Below are 21,303 nucleotides of genomic sequence, written 5' to 3' on the forward strand. Positions count from 1 at the left end.
CTTTGCCTGCCCGGTATACGCGATGCTTGAGGAATAGGTTTATGGGGTCGAGCGTCTCGCGCTTGTTGAGAGGGCCGGCTGTGCTTTATTTGCCAGCCGCGCTCTTTCTGCTTGTCTTCTTTCTCGTGCCGCTTTTCAACGTGGCCTGGATGAGCTTTACTGAGCCGGATACCGGGTTCGGCAACTATACCGCTTTCTTCGCATCGTCCTTCGACGTCGGCGTCCTGTTGAATACGTTCAAGACAGCGGCGATCGTCACGCTCATCTCCCTTATCTTCGCCTATCCCGTCGCCTATGTGGCCGCGCGCTATGGTGGGGCGCTTGGTTCCATCCTGCTGCTGGTCGTCACCTTAAGTTTCTGGACGAGCTTCCTGGTCCGCACCTATGCGTGGATGGTGATCCTCGGCGTCAAGGGGCCGATCACGGCGGCGCTCATCATGCTCGGCTGGTCGCCGCCGCCGCAGATCCTGTTCACGACCTTCGCCTCCACCTTCGCCATGACGCATCTCCTGATGCCGTTCATGATCCTCACCCTCTACGCGGTCATGCGGCGTATCGATGGCACCTACATGCGCGCCGCCGCAGGACTAGGCGCCAGGCCTCTCAAGGCTTTCACCTCGATCTATCTGCCCCTCAGTCTGCCGGGCATCGCCAATGGCTCGGTGCTGGTCTTCATCACATGCCTTGGCTTCTATGTCACACCGGTCCTGCTCGGCAGCCCGCGCGACAAGATGATCGCGGGGCGCATTGGTGACGAGATCGAGCAGATGCTGAACTTCGGCGGTGCTTCGGCGATGGCGATCGTTCTTCTTGTCGCGACGCTCGGCCTGTTCGCGCTCTACAGCCGCTTCTTCGGCCTCGACAAGCTCTGGAGATAGCGATGTATTCGGAAAATACCCTTCCGGTGAAGCTGCTTGCGGTGCTGATCGCACTCTTCATTGCCGCACCGATGTTCGTCGTCATCCCCATGTCGTTCTCGACGGCGCCCTCCCTCGAGTTCCCGCCGCCGGGATACTGGCTCGGCTACTACGAGCGCTTCTTCACCGATCGGAACTGGACGCTGCCCTTGTTCAATTCCATCGTCATCGGGCTTGGCACCACGGTGCTGACGCTGGTGCTCGCGGCGCCCGCGGCTTTCGCGCTCGTGCGTCACGATTTCCGCGGCAAGGCGTTGCTCAATCTCGCCCTGATGATGCCGCTCGTCGTGCCGCATATCGTCATGGCGCTCGCCTATTACAGCTATTTCGGCATGCTGCGGCTCGTGCAGAGCTACACCGGCCTCATCCTCGCCCATACCTGCCTCTCGATGCCGGTGGCGATCCTCATCCTGACGGCGGCGCTGAAGACCTTCGACCGCAATCTGGAGCGGGCCGCCGCCAATCTCGGCTCGCGGCCGCTGACCACCTTCCGGCTCATCACCTTGCCGGTGCTGAAGCCCGCGTTCCTTGTCGCCGGCCTCTTCGTCTTCATCCACTCCTTCGATGAGACGGTGATCGCCTTGTTCATCTCCGGTCGCGATACCACGACGCTGCCCCGGCAGATGTTCAACTCGTTCCTCATGCAGGCCGACCCGGTGCTGTCGGCCGCGTCCTCCGTCCTTTTCACCGCCGTGCTCATCGCAGTCGCTGTGCCGGCCGTCGTGCGGGCGGTGCGCGGCAAGCGCGCGGTCTCCCCACGATCGTAGTCAGTCCACCATTCATCGTCGTTTCATTCGTCTGAGAAGAATTCATGCAGCCGCGTTCCTTGATCCTGACAGATCTCGTCAAGTCCTATGATCGGCGAACCAATGCCGTCGACCATATCGATCTTCGGATCGAGGCGGGCGAATTCGTTTCATTTCTCGGGCCATCCGGTTCCGGGAAAACAACCACCTTGATGATGATCGCCGGCTTCGAGCAGCCGACCTCGGGGGAGATCAAGCTCGACGGCCGCGCCATCGAGCAGGTGCCGCCCTATGACCGCAACATCGGCATGGTGTTCCAGAACTATGCGCTGTTTCCGCATATGACGGTGCGCGGCAATGTCGGCTATCCCCTGCGCATCCGCCATGTGGCGAAAGACGAGATGCGCCAGCGGGTCGACAAGGCGCTCGCCATGGTGGGACTGAGCACTTTCGGGGAGCGATATCCCGCGGAGCTTTCTGGTGGCCAGCAGCAGCGTGTCGCGCTGGCGCGCGCCCTCGTCTTCGAGCCGGGCCTCATCCTGCTCGACGAGCCCCTGGGCGCGCTCGACAAGAATCTGCGCGAGCATATGCAGGTGGAGCTGAAGCGCATCCACAAGGAACTCGGCGTCACCATGATCTATGTGACGCATGACCAGACCGAGGCGATGACGATGTCGGACCGCATCGCCGTGTTCAATGCCGGCCGTATCGAGCATCTCGGCACCCCGACTGAGGTGTATTTCAAGCCGCGCACACGCTTCGTCGCATCCTTCGTGGGCGACAGCAATCTCCTCGAGGGCACCACCGGCAAGGGGGGCGTCGTCGAAGTCCCCGGCTTCGGCCCGGTCGCCACGGCGGGCACCGACCTGCCTGCCGGCTCGCCGGCACTGCTGCTCATGCGGCCGGAGATCTTCGAGGTGGTGGCGGACGGGGAGGGGGCTTCCGTGACCGCCAACCGCCTTCAGGTGGCCGATGTCGTGAACTATGGCGACAGTCTGCTTCTCATCGGCAAGGCGGGCGAGCAATCCCTGCGCGTGCGGGTGCCGAGCCGGGTCGCCGCGGGCTATGAAGCGGGCGGGCATTATGGCATCCGCTGGAATCCGGCCAATGTGCAGGTGGTGGGCAACTGACCACCCGGGCAGACGACAAGCCCCGCGGATCCTGATATTCACGGCGGAAGCCTGTTTCGGGAGACCGCCTGATGACCGCCTATTCCGAGCTCTACGCCCATTTCGGCCGTGTCGCGGCGCTGGCCAATGCGGTCGGCATCCTGCAGTGGGACAACGACACCATGATGCCGCGCGGCGCGGCCGTGACGCGCGCCGAAAGCATGGCGCTGCTGCATGTCCTGCGCCATGGCATGATGACCGACCCGCGTATCGGTGACTGGCTGGAGGCGGCCGCCGCGGATACGGGCCTCGGTGCCTGGGAAAAGGCCAATCTGCGCGAAATCCGCCGGGTCTGGACGGTCGAGACCGCGGTGCCGCCGGATCTCGTCGAGGCGTCGAGCAAGGCGATCTCGGCCTGCGAGATGACCTGGCGGCAGGCGCGCGCCGATTCCGACTTCAAGGCGCTGCTGCCGACGTTGACGGAAGTCCTCAACCTGCAGCGTGCCATCGGCGAGGCCAAGGGCGCGAAGCTCGGCCTCTCCGCCTATGACGCCCTGCTGAATGACTATGAGCCCGGCGGGCATTCCACGGCCATTGATGCATTGTTCGATGATCTGGCTGACTTCCTGCCGGGGCTCACCGCAGAGGTGCTGGAGGTCCAGGCCCGCCGGCCTGCCGATCCGCCGCTGGCGGGTCCCTTCCCGGTTGCCGCGCAGCGCGCGCTCGGCATGCAGATGATGGAGGTGCTCGGCTATGATTTCGAGCGTGGGCGGCTCGACGTCTCGACCCATCCATTCTGCGGTGGGGCGGACAACGATGTACGCATCACGACGCGCTACGACGAGGACGATTTCACGAGCGCCCTGATGGGGGTGATCCATGAGACGGGTCATGCCCTCTACGAGCAGGGGCGCCCCCAGGCCGAACTTGGCCAGCCCGTCAGCGTCGCGCGCGGCATGAGCATCCACGAGAGCCAGTCACTGCTCATGGAGATGCAAGCCTGCCGTAGCCGCGAGTTTCTCCGCTTCGCCGCGCCGGTGATGCGCAAGGCGATGGGGGGCAGCGGCCCTGCCTGGGAAGCCGACGCCCTGTGGCGCCGCTATACGCATGTGGAGCGCGGCTTCATCCGCGTCGACGCGGACGAGATCACCTATCCAGCCCATGTTATCCTGCGCTACCGCCTGGAGAAGGCGCTAGTCGCCGACGCGATGCCGCTCGCGGAACTGCCGCTTGCCTGGAACGCGGGCATGCGCGACCTCCTCGGGGTGACGCCGCCGAACGACCGGCTCGGCTGCCTCCAGGACGTGCACTGGCCGAGCGGCGGCTGGGGCTATTTTCCCACCTACACGCTCGGCGCCATGACGGCGGCCCAGCTTTTCGACGCGGCCTGCAAGGCCAATCCAGATGTTTTGCCGGCTATCGGCCGGGGCGACTTCGCGCCGCTCGTCAACTGGCTCCGCTCGAATATCCATATCTATGGATCATTTTATGAGACGAACGATCTGTTGACCCACGCAACCGGCCGGCCGCTCGACGCGAGCGTTTTCAAGGCGCATCTGCGCCGGCGCTATATCGAGGAAGTCTAGGTGGGGGTGCGTTGCCCTCACCCCGCCCCTCTTCCATTCGGGAGAGGGGGCGCCAGTGATCCGCCTCTGGGCGATGGCGATGGTTTTGGGGAGAGGTGAAGGACGGTATCGGGACGCTTCGGTGCAGTATCGGTGAAACAGACGATCATTGGCGTCCCTTCTCCCCGGCGGGGAGAAGGACAGGATGAGGGGAAAGCAGCGTTCAGGAATGCGAGCCAGGCCTTGCTCCAGATGCTGTTCGTCTGGAGCATTTCCAGTTAACTCCGGTTCACCGGCAATGCTCTAGGTTTTTGTTTTTTCGCATTTCCTTCACGCGAACCGGTTTCAACTTCGCTCGAAAATGCTCTAATCTTTCGCGCCCCCCGTGAATTCTTCCGGCGCGGGGCCGTCGGGGGCTTCGATGAACATGCCGGAGACAGGTTCGACATAGGTCAGGTGGTCCTTCACCGCCTTGGTGCCGGGAATGCCCTCGGCCAGCACTTTCAAGGCGTAACGCACTTCGTCGGTGACGATGACGCCGACGAGATGCACGACCCCGTCACGGACGAAGACATCGACACCATTGACTGGCGCCCAGGGCTGCTTGGCGACCTCGGTCATGATCGCGTCCTGAATCGCCGCGTCCCCGCGGGCGGGTTCCGGACGGCGAAGCAGCGCCACGTTCAGCGCCTTGAGAAGGTCCGCGCGGGTGATGATGCCGATGAGCCGTCCATCGCGCACCACCGGGATGCGCTTTACGCTTTTGCTCTCCATCAGAGCCACGACGTCCTCAAGGCTTGAGTCGGGCGCGACGGTCGCAACCTCGCGCGTCATCACCTCCTCGACGCGACGGGCGTGGGCCTGCACATAGTCCTCGGCAAGGCGCCCGGGCCCCAGGATGTAGGAGAGCCACCGCGGCCGCTTGGTCTCGGTTCCGAGCTCGGCTCGCCGCAGGAGGTCACCTTCAGTCACGATGCCGACGAGCTGCCCGCTCGCTTCGACGACGGGAAGACCACTGTATCCATGCTCGATGAGCAACTGGACTGTATCGGCGATCGTCGCATTGGCCGGCACGCTCATCACCGTGGTCGTCATGACATCCGAGGCTTTCATGGCCTGCTCCTTTCGACGCGGCTCACCATCGGACTGGGCGATCCTGGCCGCATTGACAGCGATCAAACGACACTTGATCGACGTCAAGGACAAATAATTGATGCTGCATACCTTATAATCCGGCACGTTGCGGCAAGGCCCCGTTGCGCCAGCTGCCCAAAGGGAGAAGACGTCATGCCCAGAATGAAAGCCGCTATCTTCGTCGAACCCGGCCGTATCGTTCTCGATGAGAAGCCCGTGCCCGACATCGGCCCGCTCGATGCACTTCTGCGCATCACGACGACCACCATCTGCGGGACGGACGTCCACATCCTCAAGGGCGAGTATCCGGTTGCCAAGGGGTTGACGATCGGCCATGAGCCCGTCGGCATCATCGAGAAGCTCGGCTCGGCCGTCACGGGTTATCGCGAGGGGCAACGCGTCATCGCCGGTGCCATAACCCCGAGCGGCCACAGCTATGCCTGTCTGTGCGGTTGCTCATCGCAGGACGGCCCGGACACGCGTCACGGCTTCAAGGCCACGGGTGGCTGGAAATTCGGCAATACGATCGACGGCGCGCAGGCTGAGTATGTCCGGGTGCCGGACGCTATGGTCAACCTGAGCCCGGTGCCCGATCATCTGACTGACGAGCAGGTGCTAATGTGCCCGGACATCATGTCGACAGGCTTTTCCGGCGCCGAGAACGGCGGCGTGCGTATCGGGGATACCGTCGTCGTTTTCGCACTGGGTCCGATCGGGCTTTGTGCGGTTGCCGGCGCCAAGCTGATGGGGGCCACGACGATCATCGGCGTCGATACGGTGCCGGAGCGTCTGGCTGTCGCCAAGGCGCTCGGCGCCGATCACGTGGTCGACTTCAAGCAGGGCGATCCGGTCGAGCAGATCATGGCCCTCACGGATGGGCGTGGCGTCGACGTATCGATCGAGGCGCTGGGAACGCAAGGCACCTTCGAATCGGCGCTGCGCGTGCTGCGGCCGGGTGGAACGCTGTCGAGCCTCGGTGTGTATTCCAGCGACCTGACCATTCCCCTCAACGCCTTTTCCGCCGGGCTCGGCGACAACCGCATCGTCACGGCTCTGTGCCCCGGCGGCAAGGAACGCATGCGTCGTCTGATGGATGTCATCGCGTCGGGCCGCGCGGATCTGACGGCGCTTGTCACACACCGGTTCAAGCTCGACGACATCGAGACGGCCTACGAGCTGTTCTCCCATCAGCGCGACGGGGTGCTGAAAGTGGCGATCACGCCCTGACGCGTGACCGACGCCGCAAATAAGAACGCCGCCCGGATCCGGGCGGCGTCAATGTCAGCGGTTTCCCGGTCGCTGCCTCTCACCTCTCCCTGGTGAGGGAGAGGTCGCGCTGCAGGCGCGGGTGAGGGGGATGCACGCATTGAAATCGATCAGTCCCTCGTCCCATTCCTCTACCCGCCAGGGAGAGCGAGAAACGCGCGCGTCCTTCCTCGGTTGATTCGATTGCACGTCGGCAGCGTGAATATCGATGATCCTAGCCTGCGCAGGCAAAGGAGATGTCGTCATTCCGCTCCTCGTCGGCCCCGCCGCTGAGTTCGCGCAGGCCCCGTGGGCGCTCGATGATCAGGTGGTAGCGGCCGCGAAAGGAGATCATCCCGTCGCGCTGCATTCGCGTCAGGACGCGGCTCACCGTTTCGATGGTCAGGCCGAGATAGTCGGCCATATCGAGGCGGCTCATTGGCAGGTCGATTTCCCGCGGCGACTGACCGATGCGCTCGGCCATGGCGAGAATGAAGCTCGCCACGCGCTCATCCGCCGTCTTGCGACCGAGCAGCACGATCTGGTCCTGCGCGCGGGCCAACTCCTTCGCGATGGTGGCGAGGGCTTCCGGGCGAAGGCTTGGGATCACGTCGGCTGCATTGTAGAGGCTGCGGCGCGACACACGGCGGAGTTTGATTTCGCCGACAGCCTCGGCGCTGCAGGGATAGCGGCGCGTGAAGGCTATACCGACGATCTCGCCCGCGCAGGCAAAGCCTGTGATCGCTCGCCGTCCGTCGGGCAGAGAACGGTAGAGCCTCAGCAGGCCTTCCACGACGGTGAAGACATCCTCGGCGTCATCACCTTCCCAGAAAACGGTCTGGCCAGCATCGAAGGACTCAAGCGCGGCGTCCCGGAAAAGTGAGCCGAGACTTGGCTCCTCCGGTCCGGCCTGCATTGCATGTCCCTCGCGCGCCGCCAGAGCGGGCTGCCGTGCGGGGAAGGGAAAGATGGGGGCAGCGGCCAAGGCGGTGGTCAGAGTCTGCATAACGCTCTCCTGTCGAGGTGCGACAATGAGAAAAGCCCGACCGTGTGACGCGCGTGTCAGAACTATCGCAAGAATCTGTGCGATTGTGTAACAGTTTGTAATCGGTGAAGGTTGAGCTGCGATTTGGGGCGGGTTTGAGCGACGACGACAAAGGATCAGCGCATATCCTTGTGGTGGATGACGAGGTTCGCATCCGGGATATGCTCCATCGCTATTTCGAGGGCGAAGGTTTCAAAGTCACCTTGGCCGATGGCGGACCCGCCATGCGCGCGGTTCTTGAGCGCGAGCACGTCGACCTTGTCTTGCTCGACCTGATGATGCCCGGTGACGACGGTTTCACCCTCGCCAAGGAGATCCGCGCCCGTCCGGATATCGGCATCATCATGCTGACGGGGCGCAGCGACATGGTCGACCGGGTTGTCGGCCTGGAAGTCGGCGCCGACGACTACATCGCGAAGCCTTTTCATCTGCGCGAGGTTCACGCGCGGGTCAAAAGCGTGCTCAGGCGGCTGCAACCAAGCGCCCGGCCACCCGGCCAGGTCGCTCCCTCAGCGGAGCAGACCCTGCGCTTCGACGGATGGCTGCTCAACCTCGATCGCCGCCAGCTGACGACGCCGACTGGCGACGACGTCGCGTTGACCACCGGCGAGTTCGATCTGCTCGCGGTGTTCGTCAGCAACGCTGGGCGCGTGCTGGACCGCGACCGGCTGATGGATCTGACCCGGGGGCGTCACTGGGAAGCTTTCGATCGCACCATCGATGCGCAAGTGGGGCGTTTGCGCCGCAAGCTCGACATCGATCCCCGGATCCCCTCGCTCATCAAGTCCGTGCGCGGCGTCGGCTACGTCTTTACAGGCGCCGTCGCGCGGGGCTGATCGTCCCGGCATCCACGTCGTCTGGCGCTCAATCGAGGACGCTGCGGAGCTTTTTGGCCAGGGCCGTTGTCGTATAGGGCTTCATCAGCCATTGGGCCGTCGATGCCGGATGCCGCATGACGAGGTCCGGTTCGGCATAGCCGGACGTGAGCAGGAGCTTGATGGCGGGACGCAGCGTCTGCACCGCCGTCGCGAGATCGCCTCCAGTCATGCCGCCTGGCATCACCATGTCCGTGAAGACGAGCGCGATTTCCTCGTGGCGCTGGAACATCTCGAGCGCCAAGGGGCCGTTCTCGGCCTCCATGACATCATAGCCGAGATCGCGCAGGCGGCTGACGGTGACACGGCGCACGCGCGGGTCATCCTCGACGACCAGGATCGTCTCGCCCTTCGCCCTTGGCAACGAGGCCGGGGTATCGACTGATGTGACCTCATCGGCGTTACGCTCGGGAACCACGACTGGCAGGAACAGCCGCACCGTCGTGCCATGGCCGGGCTCGCTGTAAAGTTGGACGTGTCCGCCGGATTGCTTGACGAAGCCATACACCTGGCTGAGGCCGAGCCCCGTGCCGGCGCCAACCCCCTTGGTCGTGAAGAACGGTTCGAAAGCGCGGTCGCGCACTTCGGGGGTCATGCCCGAGCCGCCGTCGGTGACCGCGATCAGAACGTAATGGCCGGGGGAAACGTCCGGATATATTTCGCAATAGCTCGCGTCGAGTTCAGCGCGGCTGACCTCGATCGTCAGCCGCCCCCCGCCCGGCATGGCGTCCCGCGCATTGATGCCCAGATTGAGCAGGGCGTTCTGCAACTGCGACGCATCGACCACGGCCTGCAGGTTATGCTCGTCCACGACCATGCGCACGTGCACGGTCTCGCCCAGCGTGCGCCGCAACAGTCCCGCGAATTCGCTGACAAGCCTGCTGATGTCGACCAGTTTGGGATCAAGGGGATGCCGGCGCCCGAAGGCGAGCAGGCGTTCCGTCAACTGGGCGCCGAGCTGGGCGGCCTCCTGCGCTTCGCGAACAAGGGTGTGCTTCAGCGGATCCGGCTGCAACCGCTGTTCCAGCATTTCGAGATTGCCGAGGATGACCGTCAGCAGATTGTTGAAGTCATGGGCGATGCCCCCGGTGAGCTGTCCTATGGCTTCCATCTTCTGGGCATGGCGAAGTTCCTGCTCCATGCGATGCCGCGATGTCAGGTCGCGGATGAAGCCGGTGAACAGCCGCCGGCCGTTGGCCATGGCTTCGCCCACAGCCAGTTCCATAGGAAACGTCGAGCCGTCCTTGCGTAATCCCTCGACGGTGCGACCGATCCCTATGATGCGTTTCTCGCCCGTGGCGAGGTATCGGCTGAGGTAGCCATCGTGGGCGGCGCGGTGGGGCGCCGGCATGAGCATGCTGACGTTGCGGCCCACGACTTCGTCGGCATCGTACCCGAACAGGATTTCCGCGGACTTGCTGAATGATTCGATGTGGCCTCGCTCGTCGATGGTGACGAGTGCCTCAGGGGCCGTCTCAAGGATAGAGCGCAGCCGTGCCTCACGCTCGCGCAGCACGCTTTCCGTATCGCGCTTGTCAGTGCGCGCCTCTTCAAGGGGCGCGCTTCTCCTGGTGGCACTCTGGGTCACGCCGGCTTCGTCCCTGGATCCCCGACATAGTCTCATTGACTGCAAATCTAGCGCTCTTCCCGCGCCATTCATTGCGCGATGTCAAACCCGCTATGGCGATTTTTGTGCCGGGAAGTTTCGCGCAACACAGGTCTATCGCAGAAAATCTCTGAATAGCCTCCAAGCCAGCCTGCGGCAGTCTGCCGCAGTTAGCCTTGAATCCGTTAAAGTTTTGGTAACTTTTTGGAAGTTTTCTCGTCATGTTGCCGCAAAAAAACACGCGGCGGTTGATGGACGAACCGAGCGCCACCGTTATAGTGCGGACATCTGTGGCGTCAGGGAGCTCCGGCATTGGATATAGCGGCATGAACGAACGCAGCTTCGCGAAGATCTCGATGGGCTTGGCCTTGCTGCTTGTGTCACTGTCGCTCGGTGCCTGCAGCGCTTCTCGTGGAACGGTCTCCGACGCGCGTACATATTCTGGCACCAGCCGGGAATGTCTCGCACGTGCCATGTATTTCGAATCCAATCGCTCGAGTGAAGACGGCATGCTCGCCGTGGGCTCCGTGGTGATGAACCGCGTCGAGTCGCAGCAGTTCCAGAATTCTGTTTGTGGTGTCGTCGGCGCGCCCCGGCAATTCGCCCAAGGCGTCTTGTCCAAGCCGATGAAGGAAGGGGCCTCGAGGGAGCGCGCGCTCAAGGTAGCGGATGCCGTTCTTTCCGGCAGGCGCCACAAGGGTGTCGACAAGAAGGTCATGTACTTCCACACGGCCGGCTTGAAATTCCCCTACAACAATATGCATTACACGGTCGTGGCCGGTGGCAATGCCTTCTACGAGAAGCGCGGCCGCAAGCCGACGATCCCGGTCGCGCCGATCGAGACCGCCTCGCCGGTCATCATGGTCGCGGATGCCCGGCCCGCCCCACGCGCTGTGCCGAGCTTCGTGACTGCCTCGGCGGATCAGCCTGAGCGCGTGACCGAAGCGCGCACGGTCGTCGCGAGCTATGCGCCGGTGCAGGAACCCGCGCCGGCACCTGTCGTCGCGCAGGTCCAGCCTCAGACGCAGCCGGCCGCGGTGGCCGTGCAGGCGGCGGTCGAGCCGGAGCCCGTCAGGACGCCGGTCATCCGCACGGCGACGCCCGCAAAACCCGTCTACCAGCCTAAGCCGGTCGTCGTAGCCTCAATGATGCCGCTGCCGCCCAGCCGTTCGGTCGTGGCAGCTCCGCCGGCGCGCGCGCCGCGGAATCTGACGGAGCTCATCGAGGCGACGTCGCATGTGAATGCGGGTCTCGGCCCGATCTATTGATCATACCCACGTTTGCGGATGAATGCTTAGAGCCACCCCATGGGTGGCTCTTTTGCTTTGTGCCGAATCAGCATGCGCACGTAATCGACGTAATCGGCGGAGTGGTCTCTACCGGCTCGCCGTTGCGGCCGGAGCGGCTTGCCAGCCGCCGCCCAAAGCCCGAAACAGCCCGACGCTGGCCTGCAGGCGCTGAAGATTCATTCCCGCCATCTGGTCTTCCGCCTGGAAGAGCGTGCGTTGCGCGTCCAGCAGCGTGATCAGATCCGTCGCGCCGGCGCGGTAGCGCGCATCGGCGAGGCGGAAGGCGATCTGCGCCTGCCGCTGCTGTTCCGCCACGAAAACGGACTGCCGATTGAGCGTCTCGACCGCCTTCAGCGCGACGCTGACATCGGCGAAGGATGCGGCGAGGACCGCGCGGTAGCTCGCGATGAGTTCCTGCTGGGTGGCGAGCGCCACATCCCGTTGGCCGATCAGCCGCCCGCCCTCGAAGATCGGCTGAGCCAGCCCGGCGGCGAGGCCGTAGCCGAAGGCGCCGCCGCTGAACAGGGAGGTCAGCGCGGTGCTCGCAAGATTGGTGGTGCCTGTCAGGTTGATAGTCGGGAAAAAGGCGGCGCGCGCGGCCTGCACATCGGCCCCGGCCGCCGCCAGGCGCTCTTCCGCCGCCTTGATGTCAGGGCGGCGCGTCAGGAGCCCGGAGGGCAACCCGGGCTTGACCTGCGGCGCGCGGAGGCCGGCGAGCGAACTGCCGGCTACGGTGAATGTGTCGAGCGGTTGATCAAGCAGCACCGCCAGCGCCGACCGGGCCTCGAATTCCTGCCTCTCGAGCTGGGGGAGCGTTGCCTCCTGGCCGGCGATGACCGCCCGCTGCTGGGCAAGGTCGAGATCCGTTCCCGCGCCGGCGCGGACGCGGGCCTCGATGGTGGCGAGCACGCTGCGGGCATTGGCAAGATTGGAGCGGGCGATGCGCAGCCGGTCTCGCAGTGACAGCACGGTCAGGTAGTTGTTCACGACATCCGCGGTGATGCTCAGCGCGACCGTGTTCTGGTCGGCCGTGCTGGCCCGCAGCGTGGCCTGGGCGGCAGCCTCGTTGGCCCGAAGCCTGCCCCACAGGTCCACCTCGTAGCTGCCACCGATGCCGGCCCCGTAGGACCGCGTGACGTTGCTGTTGCCGGCATTGCCGCGCAAGGCCGCGTCCGCATCGAAACCGATGCTCGGGAACAGCGCGGCGCCGACGACACGGGTGCGCGCCTCGGCCTGCAGGATTCGCGCCGCCGCGATCGCGATATCGGTGTTGTTGGCATGGGCGGTCACGACGATCGTGTCGAGTTCCCTGCTGCCGAAGCCGCTCCACCAGCCCGGGGCGGGCCAGGTCGGGGCGCTGTTGGCGACCGGTGCGCTCCAGCCACGCGGCTCGGCAACCGCTGGCTTGTCGCCAGGCGCGCCGACACACCCCGCGATCGAGGTCATCAAGGCCGCGCCGCAGCCATAGCCGATGATGGAGATGAGCTTCATTCGTTGGCGAGCGCGACGACGGGATCAAGGCGGGACGCCTTGATCGCAGGAGCGAGACCAAAAAGGAAGCCCGTGCTGACGGCGCAGCCGAAAGCCAGGAGCACCGGGCCGGCGCTGAGCTGCACGGTCATGCCGGTCAATGTCGTGACCCAGGCGGCGAAGAAGCCGAGCGCGATGCCCGCGATGCCGCCGCAGGCGGATATGACGAAGGCCTCCGTCATGAACTGGCTCAATATGTCACGTGTCCCGGCGCCGGTCGCCATGCGGATGCCGATCTCGCGCGTGCGTTCGGTGACGCTCATCAGCATGACGTTCATGACGCCGATGCCGCCGACGAGGAGGGAGATGGCTGCGATGGAACCGAGCAATATGGTCATGGTGTTGGCGGTCGCCGAGACTGTTTCGATCAGTGAAGCCATGTTGCGGATCTGGAAATCCTCCTTTCCGTGCCGGTCGGTAAGAAGGGTCCGAACGTCGGTCTCGCTTTGGTCTATCCGGCTCGTGTCCGCCACCGCGACAGTGATCGACTGGACATGGCGACGGCCAAAAATCCGGAGGCTGCCGGTGGTGATCGGAACGATCATCACGTCGTCCATGTCGCGCCCGCCGGAATTCGCGCCTTTGGGCGCCATCACGCCGATGATCTGGAAGGGCACATTATTGATGATGATGAATCGCCCCAGCGGTTCCTCCCCGTCGGGAAACAGGATGTTCGCGACGGTGGTGCCGAGAACGACGACCGCCGCATAGCTCTCCGCATCCTCGGGCGTGAAGAAGGTACCATGCGCGATATCCCAGCGCTGGGCGACGGGATAACCGGAGGTCGTCCCGGTGGCGAGGGTGCTGTAGTCGACGCGCCCGCCGCGCACCGTGACCGATGACGAGATCTCCGGCACGGCGACGATCACATTCTCCTGTTTCGCGATCGCCTCGGCATCCGCTGGCACGAGGCTCGTCACCGAGCCGCCGGCCGAGAAGCGCTGGTTGGGTGCGCCCGGGCGGACCAGAAGAAGATTGCTGCCCATGGCCGACACGCGGTCGAGCACGTTGCGCTTGGCGCCTTCCCCGACGGCCAGCATGGCGATGACGGAGGCGACGCCGATCATGATGCCGAGCAGCGTGAGAAGGGTACGGAACGGGTTGGTGCCCAATGCCCGCATCGCCATCTTGGCGGCTTCCGCCATTTGGCCGGCGGGATGACGGCTTGCCGGCGCCGGATGGGCCGGCAGTCCGTGTGATGCGGTGCGGTCGAGATGGGTGAGATCGTTGCCGGTGTCGGACACGATCCGTCCATCCTGGATCTCGACCACGCGCCGGGTCTGCGCGGCGACATCGCGGTCGTGGGTGATCAGGATGATCGTGCGGCCTTCGTCCGAAAGGCGCTTCATCAGGTCAAGCAGCTGCTGTCCGCTCTTGCTGTCAAGGGCGCCGGTCGGCTCGTCGGCGAGAATGACGCGGCCGTCGTTCATCAGGGCGCGGGCGATCGAGACGCGCTGTTGCTGACCGCCGGAGAGCTGATTTGGCAAGTGCTCCAGCCGCTCGCCGAGCCCCAGATCGGTCAGGATGCTCTCCGCCACCGCGTGGCGTTCGCTGGCTGGCCGGCCGGCATAGATGGCCGGGATCTCGACATTCTCGACCGCCGTCGCATTCGCGATGAGGTTGTAGCTCTGGAAGACGAAGCCGAATTCGTGTCGCCGAAGCTGCGCGAGTTCGTCGCGTGACAGATCGTCCACGTCGCGCCCGGCGAAGCGGTAGCGACCCGCGCTCGGCCGGTCGAGGCAGCCGAGAATGTTCATCAGGCTCGATTTGCCGGAGCCGGAGGAGCCGACGATCGCCACGAACTCGCCGGGATAGATCGTGAGCGAGATGCCCTTCAGCGCCTCGGCGCGAATGCCGCCATCGGTCACATAGACCTTGGTGATGCCCTCGAGCTCGATCAGCGGCTGAACCGGCACCTTCGGTTGCGCGAGAGACTGGCGGGTATCGAGCTCGACGTTCATGGCGGCCCCCGCGTCAGAAGCGCATGCGGGGGAGGCCCGGAGGGCCGCCGGGGCGGTTGCCCTGCGCGGTGCGGGCGTCTCCGGTGCGGTTGCCGACCACCACGCGCTCCCCTGGCTCTATGCCGGAACGGATTTCGGCCAGCACGCGGTTGGTCACGCCGACGTCCACGGGCCGGGTCTCGATCGAGCCGTCGTCGCGCACCACATCGACGGTCGCCTTCCGCTCGCGGCCGCCACGTTTCACCGCGGAGAACGGTACCGTGATCACATCGCTGGCTTCCGCCACCACGAAATAGACCTGCGCCGTCATCTGGGTCATCAATTCCTGCTTGGGATTGGCGACGTCGAACAGGGCCGTATAGAGCACGACGTTATTGACGATCTCGGGGGTCGGCATGATCTGCCGCAGCGTGCCGGTCCAGCGCCGTTGCGGCATGCCGAGCGTGTTGAAATAAGCCTTCATGCCGAGCTTGAGCCGCGACACGTCCGCTTCCGACACCTGGGTCCAGATGGTCATGGTCGACAGGTCGGCGATGCGCAGGATGATCGGGGCCTGCTGGTTGGTGTTCAGCGTCTGCCCCTTGCGCGCGGTCAGCGACACCACCGTTCCGGCCATGGGCGCGAAGATCTTGGTGTAGCCGAGCGTCGCCTCGTCGCCGCGGATCGTCGATTCAACCTGGCTGATCTGGGCTTTCAGCATGTCGATCTGCGCCTCAGCAGAGCGCGCGGCGGCATCGGCGCTCTCGTAAGCCTCCTCGCTCGTCGCCTTGTCACGGCGAAGCCTGCCCTGGCGCTCAAACACCTGGCGGGCGAGGGTCGCCTGCGCCTGTCGATCGACGAGCTGCGCCTTCAGGCTCGCAAGCTGCGCCCGCCCGCCCTCGACCCGCGCGACAAGCACGACGGGATCGATCTCGGCCAGCAGGAAATTGTTGGGCACTTCGTCGCCCACGACGACGTGGATCTGCTTGAGCTGGCCTGATACCTGGGCGCCCACATCCACATAGTCGCGTGGTTGAATGTTGCCGAGCGCGGAGACGGCGTCCTCGATATCGCCGCGTGTCGCGACAGCAGTCACGGGTTCCGCGCGCGCCTCTGTCTCCGACGCGGCACGCATGTAACCCATCGCCCCGGCTCCGGCCGCGAGTATCACGATCGCGAGGAGCGTGAGGCGCCAGCGCGAGCGTCCGCGGCGCTTCGCCGGCACAGGCTGCGCCTTGTTGCCCGCCGAGGGATTGGTGCTGTCGGTCATCAGGGTTCGGCTCCGCCGTCGATCACTTCTGCCGGAACATCCCGAAGCTCAATCAAAGCGTTCGCTGCCTCAAGCCTGATATAAGTCGCGTATGTTTCTCTGATCGGTGATATCCGTGGGCAGATCAATAGCGGCAGCCGCGTCCACGCCGCCGAAATCGCATTAAATTTTTGTAAACCTTGGCCGCCGCGCGACTGTTGCAGGCAAGTGTGGCAAGCTGTTGTAGCGCGACATCACGATCGCTGGAGCGTCGTGGGGGTCAGGCTCTGGCGCGAACGGCACCCAGTATCGCCGCTAGACCAGAGGTGCAGGCCGCGATGATGAGCATGGCGTTGGGGGCGTTGTGGCCGAGCAACCCGAAAACGGTGCCGGCTGCGGCAACGCCAAAGGTCTGGCCGACGAGGCGCGCTGATGACTGCATGCCACTGGCACTGCCGCTGCGGGACCGTGGAACGCCCATGAGCATGGTGATGTTGTTCGGCGTCTGAAACAAGCCAAAGCCCACACCCGCGAAGGCGAGCCGCCAGAGAATATCCATCGTTGTGGCCGTGGCGGGCAGCATGGCGAGCAGGGCGATCCCGAGCGTCATCAGCACGAGGCCAGCCGAAGAGACATAGGGCGCGGGGTAACGGTCGGCCAGACGGCCGGCGAGGGGCGCCGTGCAGGCGACCGCGACAGGCCAGGCCGTCATCACGAAGCCCGCCTGGATCACCGGCCAGCCGAGGATGTCCTGCAGGTAGAAGGCGAGCGCCAGGAACGTCATGGCCTGGGTGGCGAAGGACGAGATGGACGTCAGGATCGACAGGCTGAATATCGGTCGTTTCAAGAGGTCGATCGGCAGGAGGGGCACCGGCAGTTTGAGCTGCCTGCGTACGAAGAACACGCCGACGATGGCGGATACGACGAGCTCCATTATCGGCAGGGTTCGATCCGCGGCACCGCCAATCGTACTGACCCCCCTGATCAACAGGCCGATCACCACGGCATAGAGCACAGTGCTGATGGCATCGAAGGGGCGTCCTGAACGCGGAGTGAGCGGCAGGTAGCGCAGCGACGCGACAAGCGCGAAAAGGCCGATCGGAACGTTGACGAGGAACAGCCAGTGCCACGACGCGACGGAAAGGATCGAGGCGCCGATGGTCGGCCCCGAGGCGATGGACAGCGCGACGATCACAGCCATACGCCCTGCGCCGACGCCGAGCATATGCGGCGGATAGATGAAGCGTACCAGCGCGAAGTTCACGCTCATGACGCCGGCCGCCCCCAGGCCCTGGATGGCGCGGCCCGCGAGGAGAACCTCGAAGGACGGCGCCACGGCGCAAAGCACCGAAGCGAGCGTGAAGACCGCGAGGCCGGTGCAGTAGACTCGCTTGTAGCCATGGCTGTCACCCAGGGCGGACAGGGGCAGCAGGGCAATCGTCACCGCGAGCTGGTAGATGTTGACGAGCCAGATGGCCTGCGCGGCGGGCACATTGAGATCGCGCGCCATGTGGGGCAGGGCGATATTGACGGCGGTGCCGTCGATCACGGAAAGGCTTACCGCCGCGGCGATGGCAATGGAGGCGAGGTTGCGGGCGGCGCGAGGCAGGCCTTCCTCGCTCATCGTGGGCTTCGGCGGATCCGCGGGCGGCGCGACGTCGTTCCCGGCTGGCAAGGCCTCGCCCCGCGCATTCATGTCCGCAGAGGTCCCGGAGGAAGTTCCCGCTTGCGGCCCCTTGGCATCCCGGCGGTCCCTGGAACGTTGATCGTCCTTGGCCGCCTTGTCGCTGGAAAGCGTCATTCCTAGTCCATGGGGTGCGACCGCAGTCTCACAAAGCCACTAAAACTCCAATGCGGCTCTATCGTTTTGCGCAATCTGCGACAAGCGCTCATTGCGCATGGCTTCTTTCCTTTTCATGAATGCGCGGCCTCCGCCTTTATTTTCCGAATTCTGCAGCCTATAAGGCGCCACATTTCCTTCATTCATTCTGGATCGCCGTTTGTGGCCATTGCGCTGTGAGCCGATCCGCCAGCCGGAGCAGACCATGGCCGGACATTCACAGTTTAAGAACATCATGCACCGGAAGGGCAAACAGGATGCCGTCCGGTCCAAGCTCTTCTCCAAGCTCGCCCGCGAAATCACCGTGTCGGCCAAGCTCGGTATGCCCGATCCCAACATGAACCCGCGCCTGCGTGCCGCCATACTGGCCGCCCGCGCCGAGAACATGCCGAAGGACAACATCGAGCGCGCCATCAAGAAGGCGTCTGGCGGCGATGGCGAGAACTACGAGGAAATCCGCTATGAGGGCTACGGCCCCGGCGGCGCGGCGCTGATCGTCGAGGCGATGACCGACAACCGCAATCGCACGGCGTCCGATGTGCGCTCTTATTTCGGCAAGGCCGGCGGCAACCTCGCCGAAACTGGCGCGGTGGCCTTCATGTTCGATCGCGTGGGGCTCATCGAGTTCGACGCGGGCGTCGCCTCCGCCGATGCCATGCTCGAGGCGGCCGTCGATGCCGGCGCCGACGACGTGGCGTCCAGCGAGGATGGCCATGAGGTCTATTGCGAGCAGAGCGCGCTGGCCGAAGTCTCCAAGGTACTCGAAGGCCATTTCGGCGAGCCGCGCAAGTCCAGGCTGATCTGGAAGCCGCAGACCCCCGTGGCCGTCGACGACGAGACCGCCGAGAAGCTCATGCGCCTGATGGAGACGCTCGAGGATCACGACGACGTCCAGAACGTTTACGGTAATTTCGAATTCTCGGACGCTTTCCTCGCCAAGCTTGCGGATTCGTGAGCATTCCGGCCTACGGACTGGTGTGTTCTCGCTTTGTTTCCGCTAGGCTGCAGGCATGGTCATGCATCCGATTCGCATTCTCGGTGTCGACCCCGGCCTGCGTCGCACCGGCTGGGGCGTCGTGGCGGCGGAGGGCTCGCGTTTGTCCTTCATCGCCTGCGGCTGTGTGGAGTCCAATGGCAAGCTGAGCCTGGCCGAGCGGCTGCGCGAGCTGCATGTCGGCCTGACCGAGGTGCTGGAACGGCACATGCCGCATGAGGTCGCCGTCGAGGAGACCTTCGTCAACAAGGACGCGCAAGCGACGCTGAAGCTCGGGCATGCCCGGGCGATCGCTCTTCTGGTGCCGGCGCTCGCCAATCTTTCCGTTGCCGAATACGCGAGTAATCTCGTGAAGAAGACGGTTGTCGGCGTTGGCCATGCCGAGAAGGCGCAGGTCGGGGCCATGGTCAGGGTGCTCCTGCCGAAGGCGACGCCCAAGACGGCTGACGCCGCCGATGCCCTCGCGGTCGCTATCACCCATGCACAGCACAGGCAGGCGCGTGCTCTGGCGCGGCGGGTTCTGGAGAGCGCATCGTGATCGGCAAACTGAAGGGTCTGGTCGATTCCTACGGCGAGGATTTCGTGATCCTCGATGTGGGGGGTGTGGGCTATGTCGTGCATTGCTCGACGCGCACCCTTCAAAATCTGCCGCAGGCGGGAGAGGCCGCGACACTCGCCATCGAAACCCATGTCCGCGAGGATATGATACGGCTTTACGGTTTCCGCTCGGACGCCGAGCGTGAGTGGTTTCGCATTCTGCAGACCGTTCAGGGCGTCGGCGCCAAGGTGGCGCTCGCCATTCTGTCCGTCCTCGATCCCGGAGCGCTCGCCACGGCCATCGCCATGGCGGACAAGGCGGCGGTGGCGCGGGCGCCAGGCGTCGGCCCGAAGCTCGCCGCCCGCCTCGTCGCGGAGCTGAAGGACAAGGCGCCGGCGTTCGGCGTCGTCGATCCGATCGTCGCAAGCCTTGCCGGCGCCGTCGAGGATCGACGCGCGCCGCAACCGGCAGCGGATGCCATCTCGGCGCTGGTCAATCTGGGCTATGGCCAGCCGCAGGCGGCCGCTGCCATCGCCGCCGCCATGCGGCAAAGCGGGGAGGACGCGCCGACCGCGACCCTGATCCGGCTCGGCCTTAAGGAACTGGCGCGATGAATACTCCTTCCCGCCTCGTGACCGCCGAGAAGCGCGACGACGATCAGGAGATGTCGCTGCGCCCGCTGGCGCTGGGCGAATTCATCGGCCAGGCGGCGGCGCGGGCCAATCTTGGTGTCTTCATCGAAGCGGCCAAGACACGGGGCGACGCGCTCGACCATGTGCTGTTCGTGGGACCGCCCGGCCTCGGCAAGACGACGCTGGCGCAGATCGTCGCGCGGGAGCTCGGCGTCAATTTCCGTTCGACCTCGGGACCGGTGATCGCCAAGGCCGGCGATCTCGCCGCGCAGCTCACCAATCTGGAAGAGCGCGACGTGCTTTTCATCGACGAGATCCACCGTCTCAATCCGGCGGTGGAGGAAATCCTCTATCCGGCGATGGAGGACTACCAGCTCGATCTCATCATCGGCGAGGGGCCGGCGGCGCGCTCGGTCAAGATCGACTTGCCGAAATTCACCCTCGTCGGCGCGACGACCCGGCAGGGCCTCCTGACGACGCCGTTGCGCGACCGCTTCGGCATCCCCATCCGCCTGCAGTTCTATACGGTGGAGGAGCTGGAGCTCATCGTCTCGCGCGGCGCGCGCGTGCTCGGCATCGGCATGAGCGACGACGGCGCCAACGAGATCGCCCGGAGGGCGCGCGGCACGCCGCGCATCGCGGGGCGTCTCCTGCGCCGCGTGCGTGATTTCGCTATCGTCGACGGCAATGCCACGGTCACCCGGAGTGTCGCCGACAAGGCGCTGGGCCTGCTCGACGTCGATGGGGTGGGCCTTGACCTCATGGACCGGCGCTATCTGACGATGATCGCCACATCCTTCGGGGGAGGGCCGGTCGGGATAGAGACGATCGCGGCGGCGCTCTCGGAGCCGCGGGACGCCATCGAGGAGATCATCGAGCCCTTCCTGATCCAGAAGGGCTTTGTCCAGCGCACGCCGCGCGGACGCATGTTGACCCCGCACGCTTTCCGCCACCTCGGCCTCGCCGAGCCGACCCGTGAGGGGCCGCAGATGCCGCTCTTCGATGAAGGCGATTGAGCCTGTCGACGGCCGCGCTTCCGTCATGTAAAG

General features: G+C 64.8%; 18 protein-coding genes. 11 read left to right on the forward strand and 7 right to left on the reverse strand.

What is annotated here, in order from left to right:
• The first annotated feature begins 41 nt into the window (after positions 1-41).
• The 4 genes from KIO74_RS17460 (at position 42) to KIO74_RS17475 (ending at position 4,358) form a co-directional block, all read left to right on the forward strand.
• Positions 42-878 (forward strand): ABC transporter permease, encoded by an 837-nt coding sequence (locus tag KIO74_RS17460; RefSeq protein ID WP_213333050.1) that lies wholly within the window; start codon positions 42-44, stop codon positions 876-878.
• Positions 879-880: 2 nt separating this feature from the next.
• Entirely contained in the window at positions 881-1,684 is an 804-nt protein-coding gene (locus KIO74_RS17465; protein ID WP_213333051.1) for an ABC transporter permease, read from the forward strand.
• A 44-nt stretch (positions 1,685-1,728) separates the two neighbouring features.
• Positions 1,729-2,793, forward strand: a complete 1,065-nt coding sequence (locus KIO74_RS17470) for an ABC transporter ATP-binding protein (RefSeq protein WP_213333052.1) — start codon at positions 1,729-1,731, stop codon at positions 2,791-2,793.
• 71 nt (positions 2,794-2,864) lie between these two features.
• Positions 2,865-4,358: a carboxypeptidase M32 gene (locus tag KIO74_RS17475; RefSeq protein ID WP_213333053.1), complete on the forward strand. Its 1,494-nt coding sequence runs from the start codon at positions 2,865-2,867 to the stop codon at positions 4,356-4,358.
• 345 nt (positions 4,359-4,703) lie between these two features.
• Here the strand turns inward: KIO74_RS17475 and KIO74_RS17480 are convergent, their stop codons facing one another.
• Positions 4,704-5,450, reverse strand: coding sequence for a CBS domain-containing protein (locus KIO74_RS17480; protein ID WP_213333054.1), 747 nt, complete (start codon positions 5,448-5,450; stop codon positions 4,704-4,706).
• A 174-nt stretch (positions 5,451-5,624) separates the two neighbouring features.
• Here KIO74_RS17480 and KIO74_RS17485 point away from each other — a divergent pair, with 174 nt between their 5' ends.
• Positions 5,625-6,698 carry an NAD(P)-dependent alcohol dehydrogenase gene (locus KIO74_RS17485; RefSeq protein WP_213333055.1) on the forward strand — a complete coding sequence of 358 codons (1,074 nt, stop codon included), beginning with the start codon at positions 5,625-5,627 and terminating at the stop codon, positions 6,696-6,698.
• A gap of 253 nt (positions 6,699-6,951) precedes the next feature.
• Here the strand turns inward: KIO74_RS17485 and KIO74_RS17490 are convergent, their stop codons facing one another.
• Positions 6,952-7,722 carry a helix-turn-helix domain-containing protein gene (locus tag KIO74_RS17490; protein WP_213333056.1) on the reverse strand — a complete coding sequence of 257 codons (771 nt, stop codon included), beginning with the start codon at positions 7,720-7,722 and terminating at the stop codon, positions 6,952-6,954.
• 134 nt (positions 7,723-7,856) lie between these two features.
• Between KIO74_RS17490 and KIO74_RS17495 the strand changes: the two genes are divergently transcribed.
• Positions 7,857-8,597 (forward strand): response regulator, encoded by a 741-nt coding sequence (locus tag KIO74_RS17495; RefSeq protein ID WP_283772130.1) that lies wholly within the window; start codon positions 7,857-7,859, stop codon positions 8,595-8,597.
• A 28-nt stretch (positions 8,598-8,625) separates the two neighbouring features.
• Here the strand turns inward: KIO74_RS17495 and KIO74_RS17500 are convergent, their stop codons facing one another.
• Positions 8,626-10,224, reverse strand: a complete 1,599-nt coding sequence (locus KIO74_RS17500; protein ID WP_502762080.1) for a PAS domain-containing hybrid sensor histidine kinase/response regulator family protein — start codon at positions 10,222-10,224, stop codon at positions 8,626-8,628.
• Positions 10,225-10,568: 344 nt separating this feature from the next.
• On the opposite strand from KIO74_RS17500, the gene KIO74_RS17505 reads away from it, so the two are divergent.
• The gene (locus tag KIO74_RS17505; protein WP_213333058.1) at positions 10,569-11,510 is read left to right on the forward strand and encodes a cell wall hydrolase; all 942 of its coding nucleotides are present in this window, start codon (positions 10,569-10,571) and stop codon (positions 11,508-11,510) included.
• Between the two features lie 108 nt (positions 11,511-11,618).
• Here the strand turns inward: KIO74_RS17505 and KIO74_RS17510 are convergent, their stop codons facing one another.
• The 4 genes from KIO74_RS17510 to KIO74_RS17525 all read right to left on the reverse strand — a co-directional run bounded on the left by KIO74_RS17510 (position 11,619) and on the right by KIO74_RS17525 (position 18,051).
• Positions 11,619-13,022 (reverse strand): efflux transporter outer membrane subunit, encoded by a 1,404-nt coding sequence (locus KIO74_RS17510; RefSeq protein ID WP_213333059.1) that lies wholly within the window; start codon positions 13,020-13,022, stop codon positions 11,619-11,621.
• Positions 13,019-15,022, reverse strand: coding sequence for a MacB family efflux pump subunit (locus tag KIO74_RS17515; protein ID WP_213333060.1), 2,004 nt, complete (start codon positions 15,020-15,022; stop codon positions 13,019-13,021). Before KIO74_RS17515 ends, KIO74_RS17510 begins: the two co-directional genes overlap by 4 nt.
• 13 nt (positions 15,023-15,035) lie before the next feature.
• Positions 15,036-16,271: an efflux RND transporter periplasmic adaptor subunit gene (locus tag KIO74_RS17520; RefSeq protein ID WP_213333061.1), complete on the reverse strand. Its 1,236-nt coding sequence runs from the start codon at positions 16,269-16,271 to the stop codon at positions 15,036-15,038.
• A gap of 259 nt (positions 16,272-16,530) precedes the next feature.
• On the reverse strand, positions 16,531-18,051 hold the full coding sequence (locus tag KIO74_RS17525) for an MFS transporter (protein WP_213333062.1): 1,521 nt from the start codon (positions 18,049-18,051) through the stop codon (positions 16,531-16,533).
• 244 nt (positions 18,052-18,295) lie between these two features.
• Between KIO74_RS17525 and KIO74_RS17530 the strand changes: the two genes are divergently transcribed.
• The 4 genes from KIO74_RS17530 to ruvB are packed head-to-tail and all read left to right on the forward strand — an operon-like array spanning position 18,296 to position 21,270.
• Complete coding sequence (locus KIO74_RS17530) at positions 18,296-19,045, forward strand: YebC/PmpR family DNA-binding transcriptional regulator (protein WP_213333063.1); 750 nt, start codon at positions 18,296-18,298, stop codon at positions 19,043-19,045.
• 55 nt (positions 19,046-19,100) lie between these two features.
• Positions 19,101-19,622 (forward strand): crossover junction endodeoxyribonuclease RuvC, encoded by a 522-nt coding sequence (ruvC, locus tag KIO74_RS17535; protein ID WP_213333064.1) that lies wholly within the window; start codon positions 19,101-19,103, stop codon positions 19,620-19,622.
• Positions 19,619-20,236: a Holliday junction branch migration protein RuvA gene (gene ruvA / locus KIO74_RS17540; RefSeq protein WP_213333065.1), complete on the forward strand. Its 618-nt coding sequence runs from the start codon at positions 19,619-19,621 to the stop codon at positions 20,234-20,236. Before ruvC ends, ruvA begins: the two co-directional genes overlap by 4 nt.
• A complete protein-coding gene (gene ruvB / locus KIO74_RS17545; protein ID WP_213333066.1) occupies positions 20,233-21,270 on the forward strand; it encodes a Holliday junction branch migration DNA helicase RuvB in 1,038 nt (345 codons plus the stop codon). Before ruvA ends, ruvB begins: the two co-directional genes overlap by 4 nt.
• The last annotated feature ends 33 nt before the right edge of the window (positions 21,271-21,303 follow it).

The organism is Chelatococcus sp. HY11, from assembly GCF_018398335.1.
Taxonomy (GTDB): domain Bacteria; phylum Pseudomonadota; class Alphaproteobacteria; order Rhizobiales; family Beijerinckiaceae; genus Chelatococcus.

What these genes read in the sequence shown, in the direction of transcription:
- ruvB (WP_213333066.1), top strand. Translation starts at nt 20,233, where the DNA reads ATGAATACTCCTTCCCGCCTCGTGACCGCCGAGAAGCGCGACGACGAT.
- KIO74_RS17480 (WP_213333054.1), bottom strand. Translation starts at nt 5,450, where the DNA reads ATGAAAGCCTCGGATGTCATGACGACCACGGTGATGAGCGTGCCGGCC.
- KIO74_RS17460 (WP_213333050.1), top strand. Translation starts at nt 42, where the DNA reads ATGGGGTCGAGCGTCTCGCGCTTGTTGAGAGGGCCGGCTGTGCTTTAT.
- KIO74_RS17470 (WP_213333052.1), top strand. Translation starts at nt 1,729, where the DNA reads ATGCAGCCGCGTTCCTTGATCCTGACAGATCTCGTCAAGTCCTATGAT.
- ruvC (WP_213333064.1), top strand. Translation starts at nt 19,101, where the DNA reads ATGGTCATGCATCCGATTCGCATTCTCGGTGTCGACCCCGGCCTGCGT.
- KIO74_RS17505 (WP_213333058.1), top strand. Translation starts at nt 10,569, where the DNA reads ATGAACGAACGCAGCTTCGCGAAGATCTCGATGGGCTTGGCCTTGCTG.
- KIO74_RS17530 (WP_213333063.1), top strand. Translation starts at nt 18,296, where the DNA reads ATGGCCGGACATTCACAGTTTAAGAACATCATGCACCGGAAGGGCAAA.
- KIO74_RS17485 (WP_213333055.1), top strand. Translation starts at nt 5,625, where the DNA reads ATGCCCAGAATGAAAGCCGCTATCTTCGTCGAACCCGGCCGTATCGTT.
- KIO74_RS17465 (WP_213333051.1), top strand. Translation starts at nt 881, where the DNA reads ATGTATTCGGAAAATACCCTTCCGGTGAAGCTGCTTGCGGTGCTGATC.
- KIO74_RS17515 (WP_213333060.1), bottom strand. Translation starts at nt 15,022, where the DNA reads ATGAACGTCGAGCTCGATACCCGCCAGTCTCTCGCGCAACCGAAGGTG.
- KIO74_RS17475 (WP_213333053.1), top strand. Translation starts at nt 2,865, where the DNA reads ATGACCGCCTATTCCGAGCTCTACGCCCATTTCGGCCGTGTCGCGGCG.
- KIO74_RS17525 (WP_213333062.1), bottom strand. Translation starts at nt 18,051, where the DNA reads ATGACGCTTTCCAGCGACAAGGCGGCCAAGGACGATCAACGTTCCAGG.
- KIO74_RS17510 (WP_213333059.1), bottom strand. Translation starts at nt 13,022, where the DNA reads ATGAAGCTCATCTCCATCATCGGCTATGGCTGCGGCGCGGCCTTGATG.
- KIO74_RS17520 (WP_213333061.1), bottom strand. Translation starts at nt 16,271, where the DNA reads ATGACCGACAGCACCAATCCCTCGGCGGGCAACAAGGCGCAGCCTGTG.
- KIO74_RS17490 (WP_213333056.1), bottom strand. Translation starts at nt 7,722, where the DNA reads ATGCAGACTCTGACCACCGCCTTGGCCGCTGCCCCCATCTTTCCCTTC.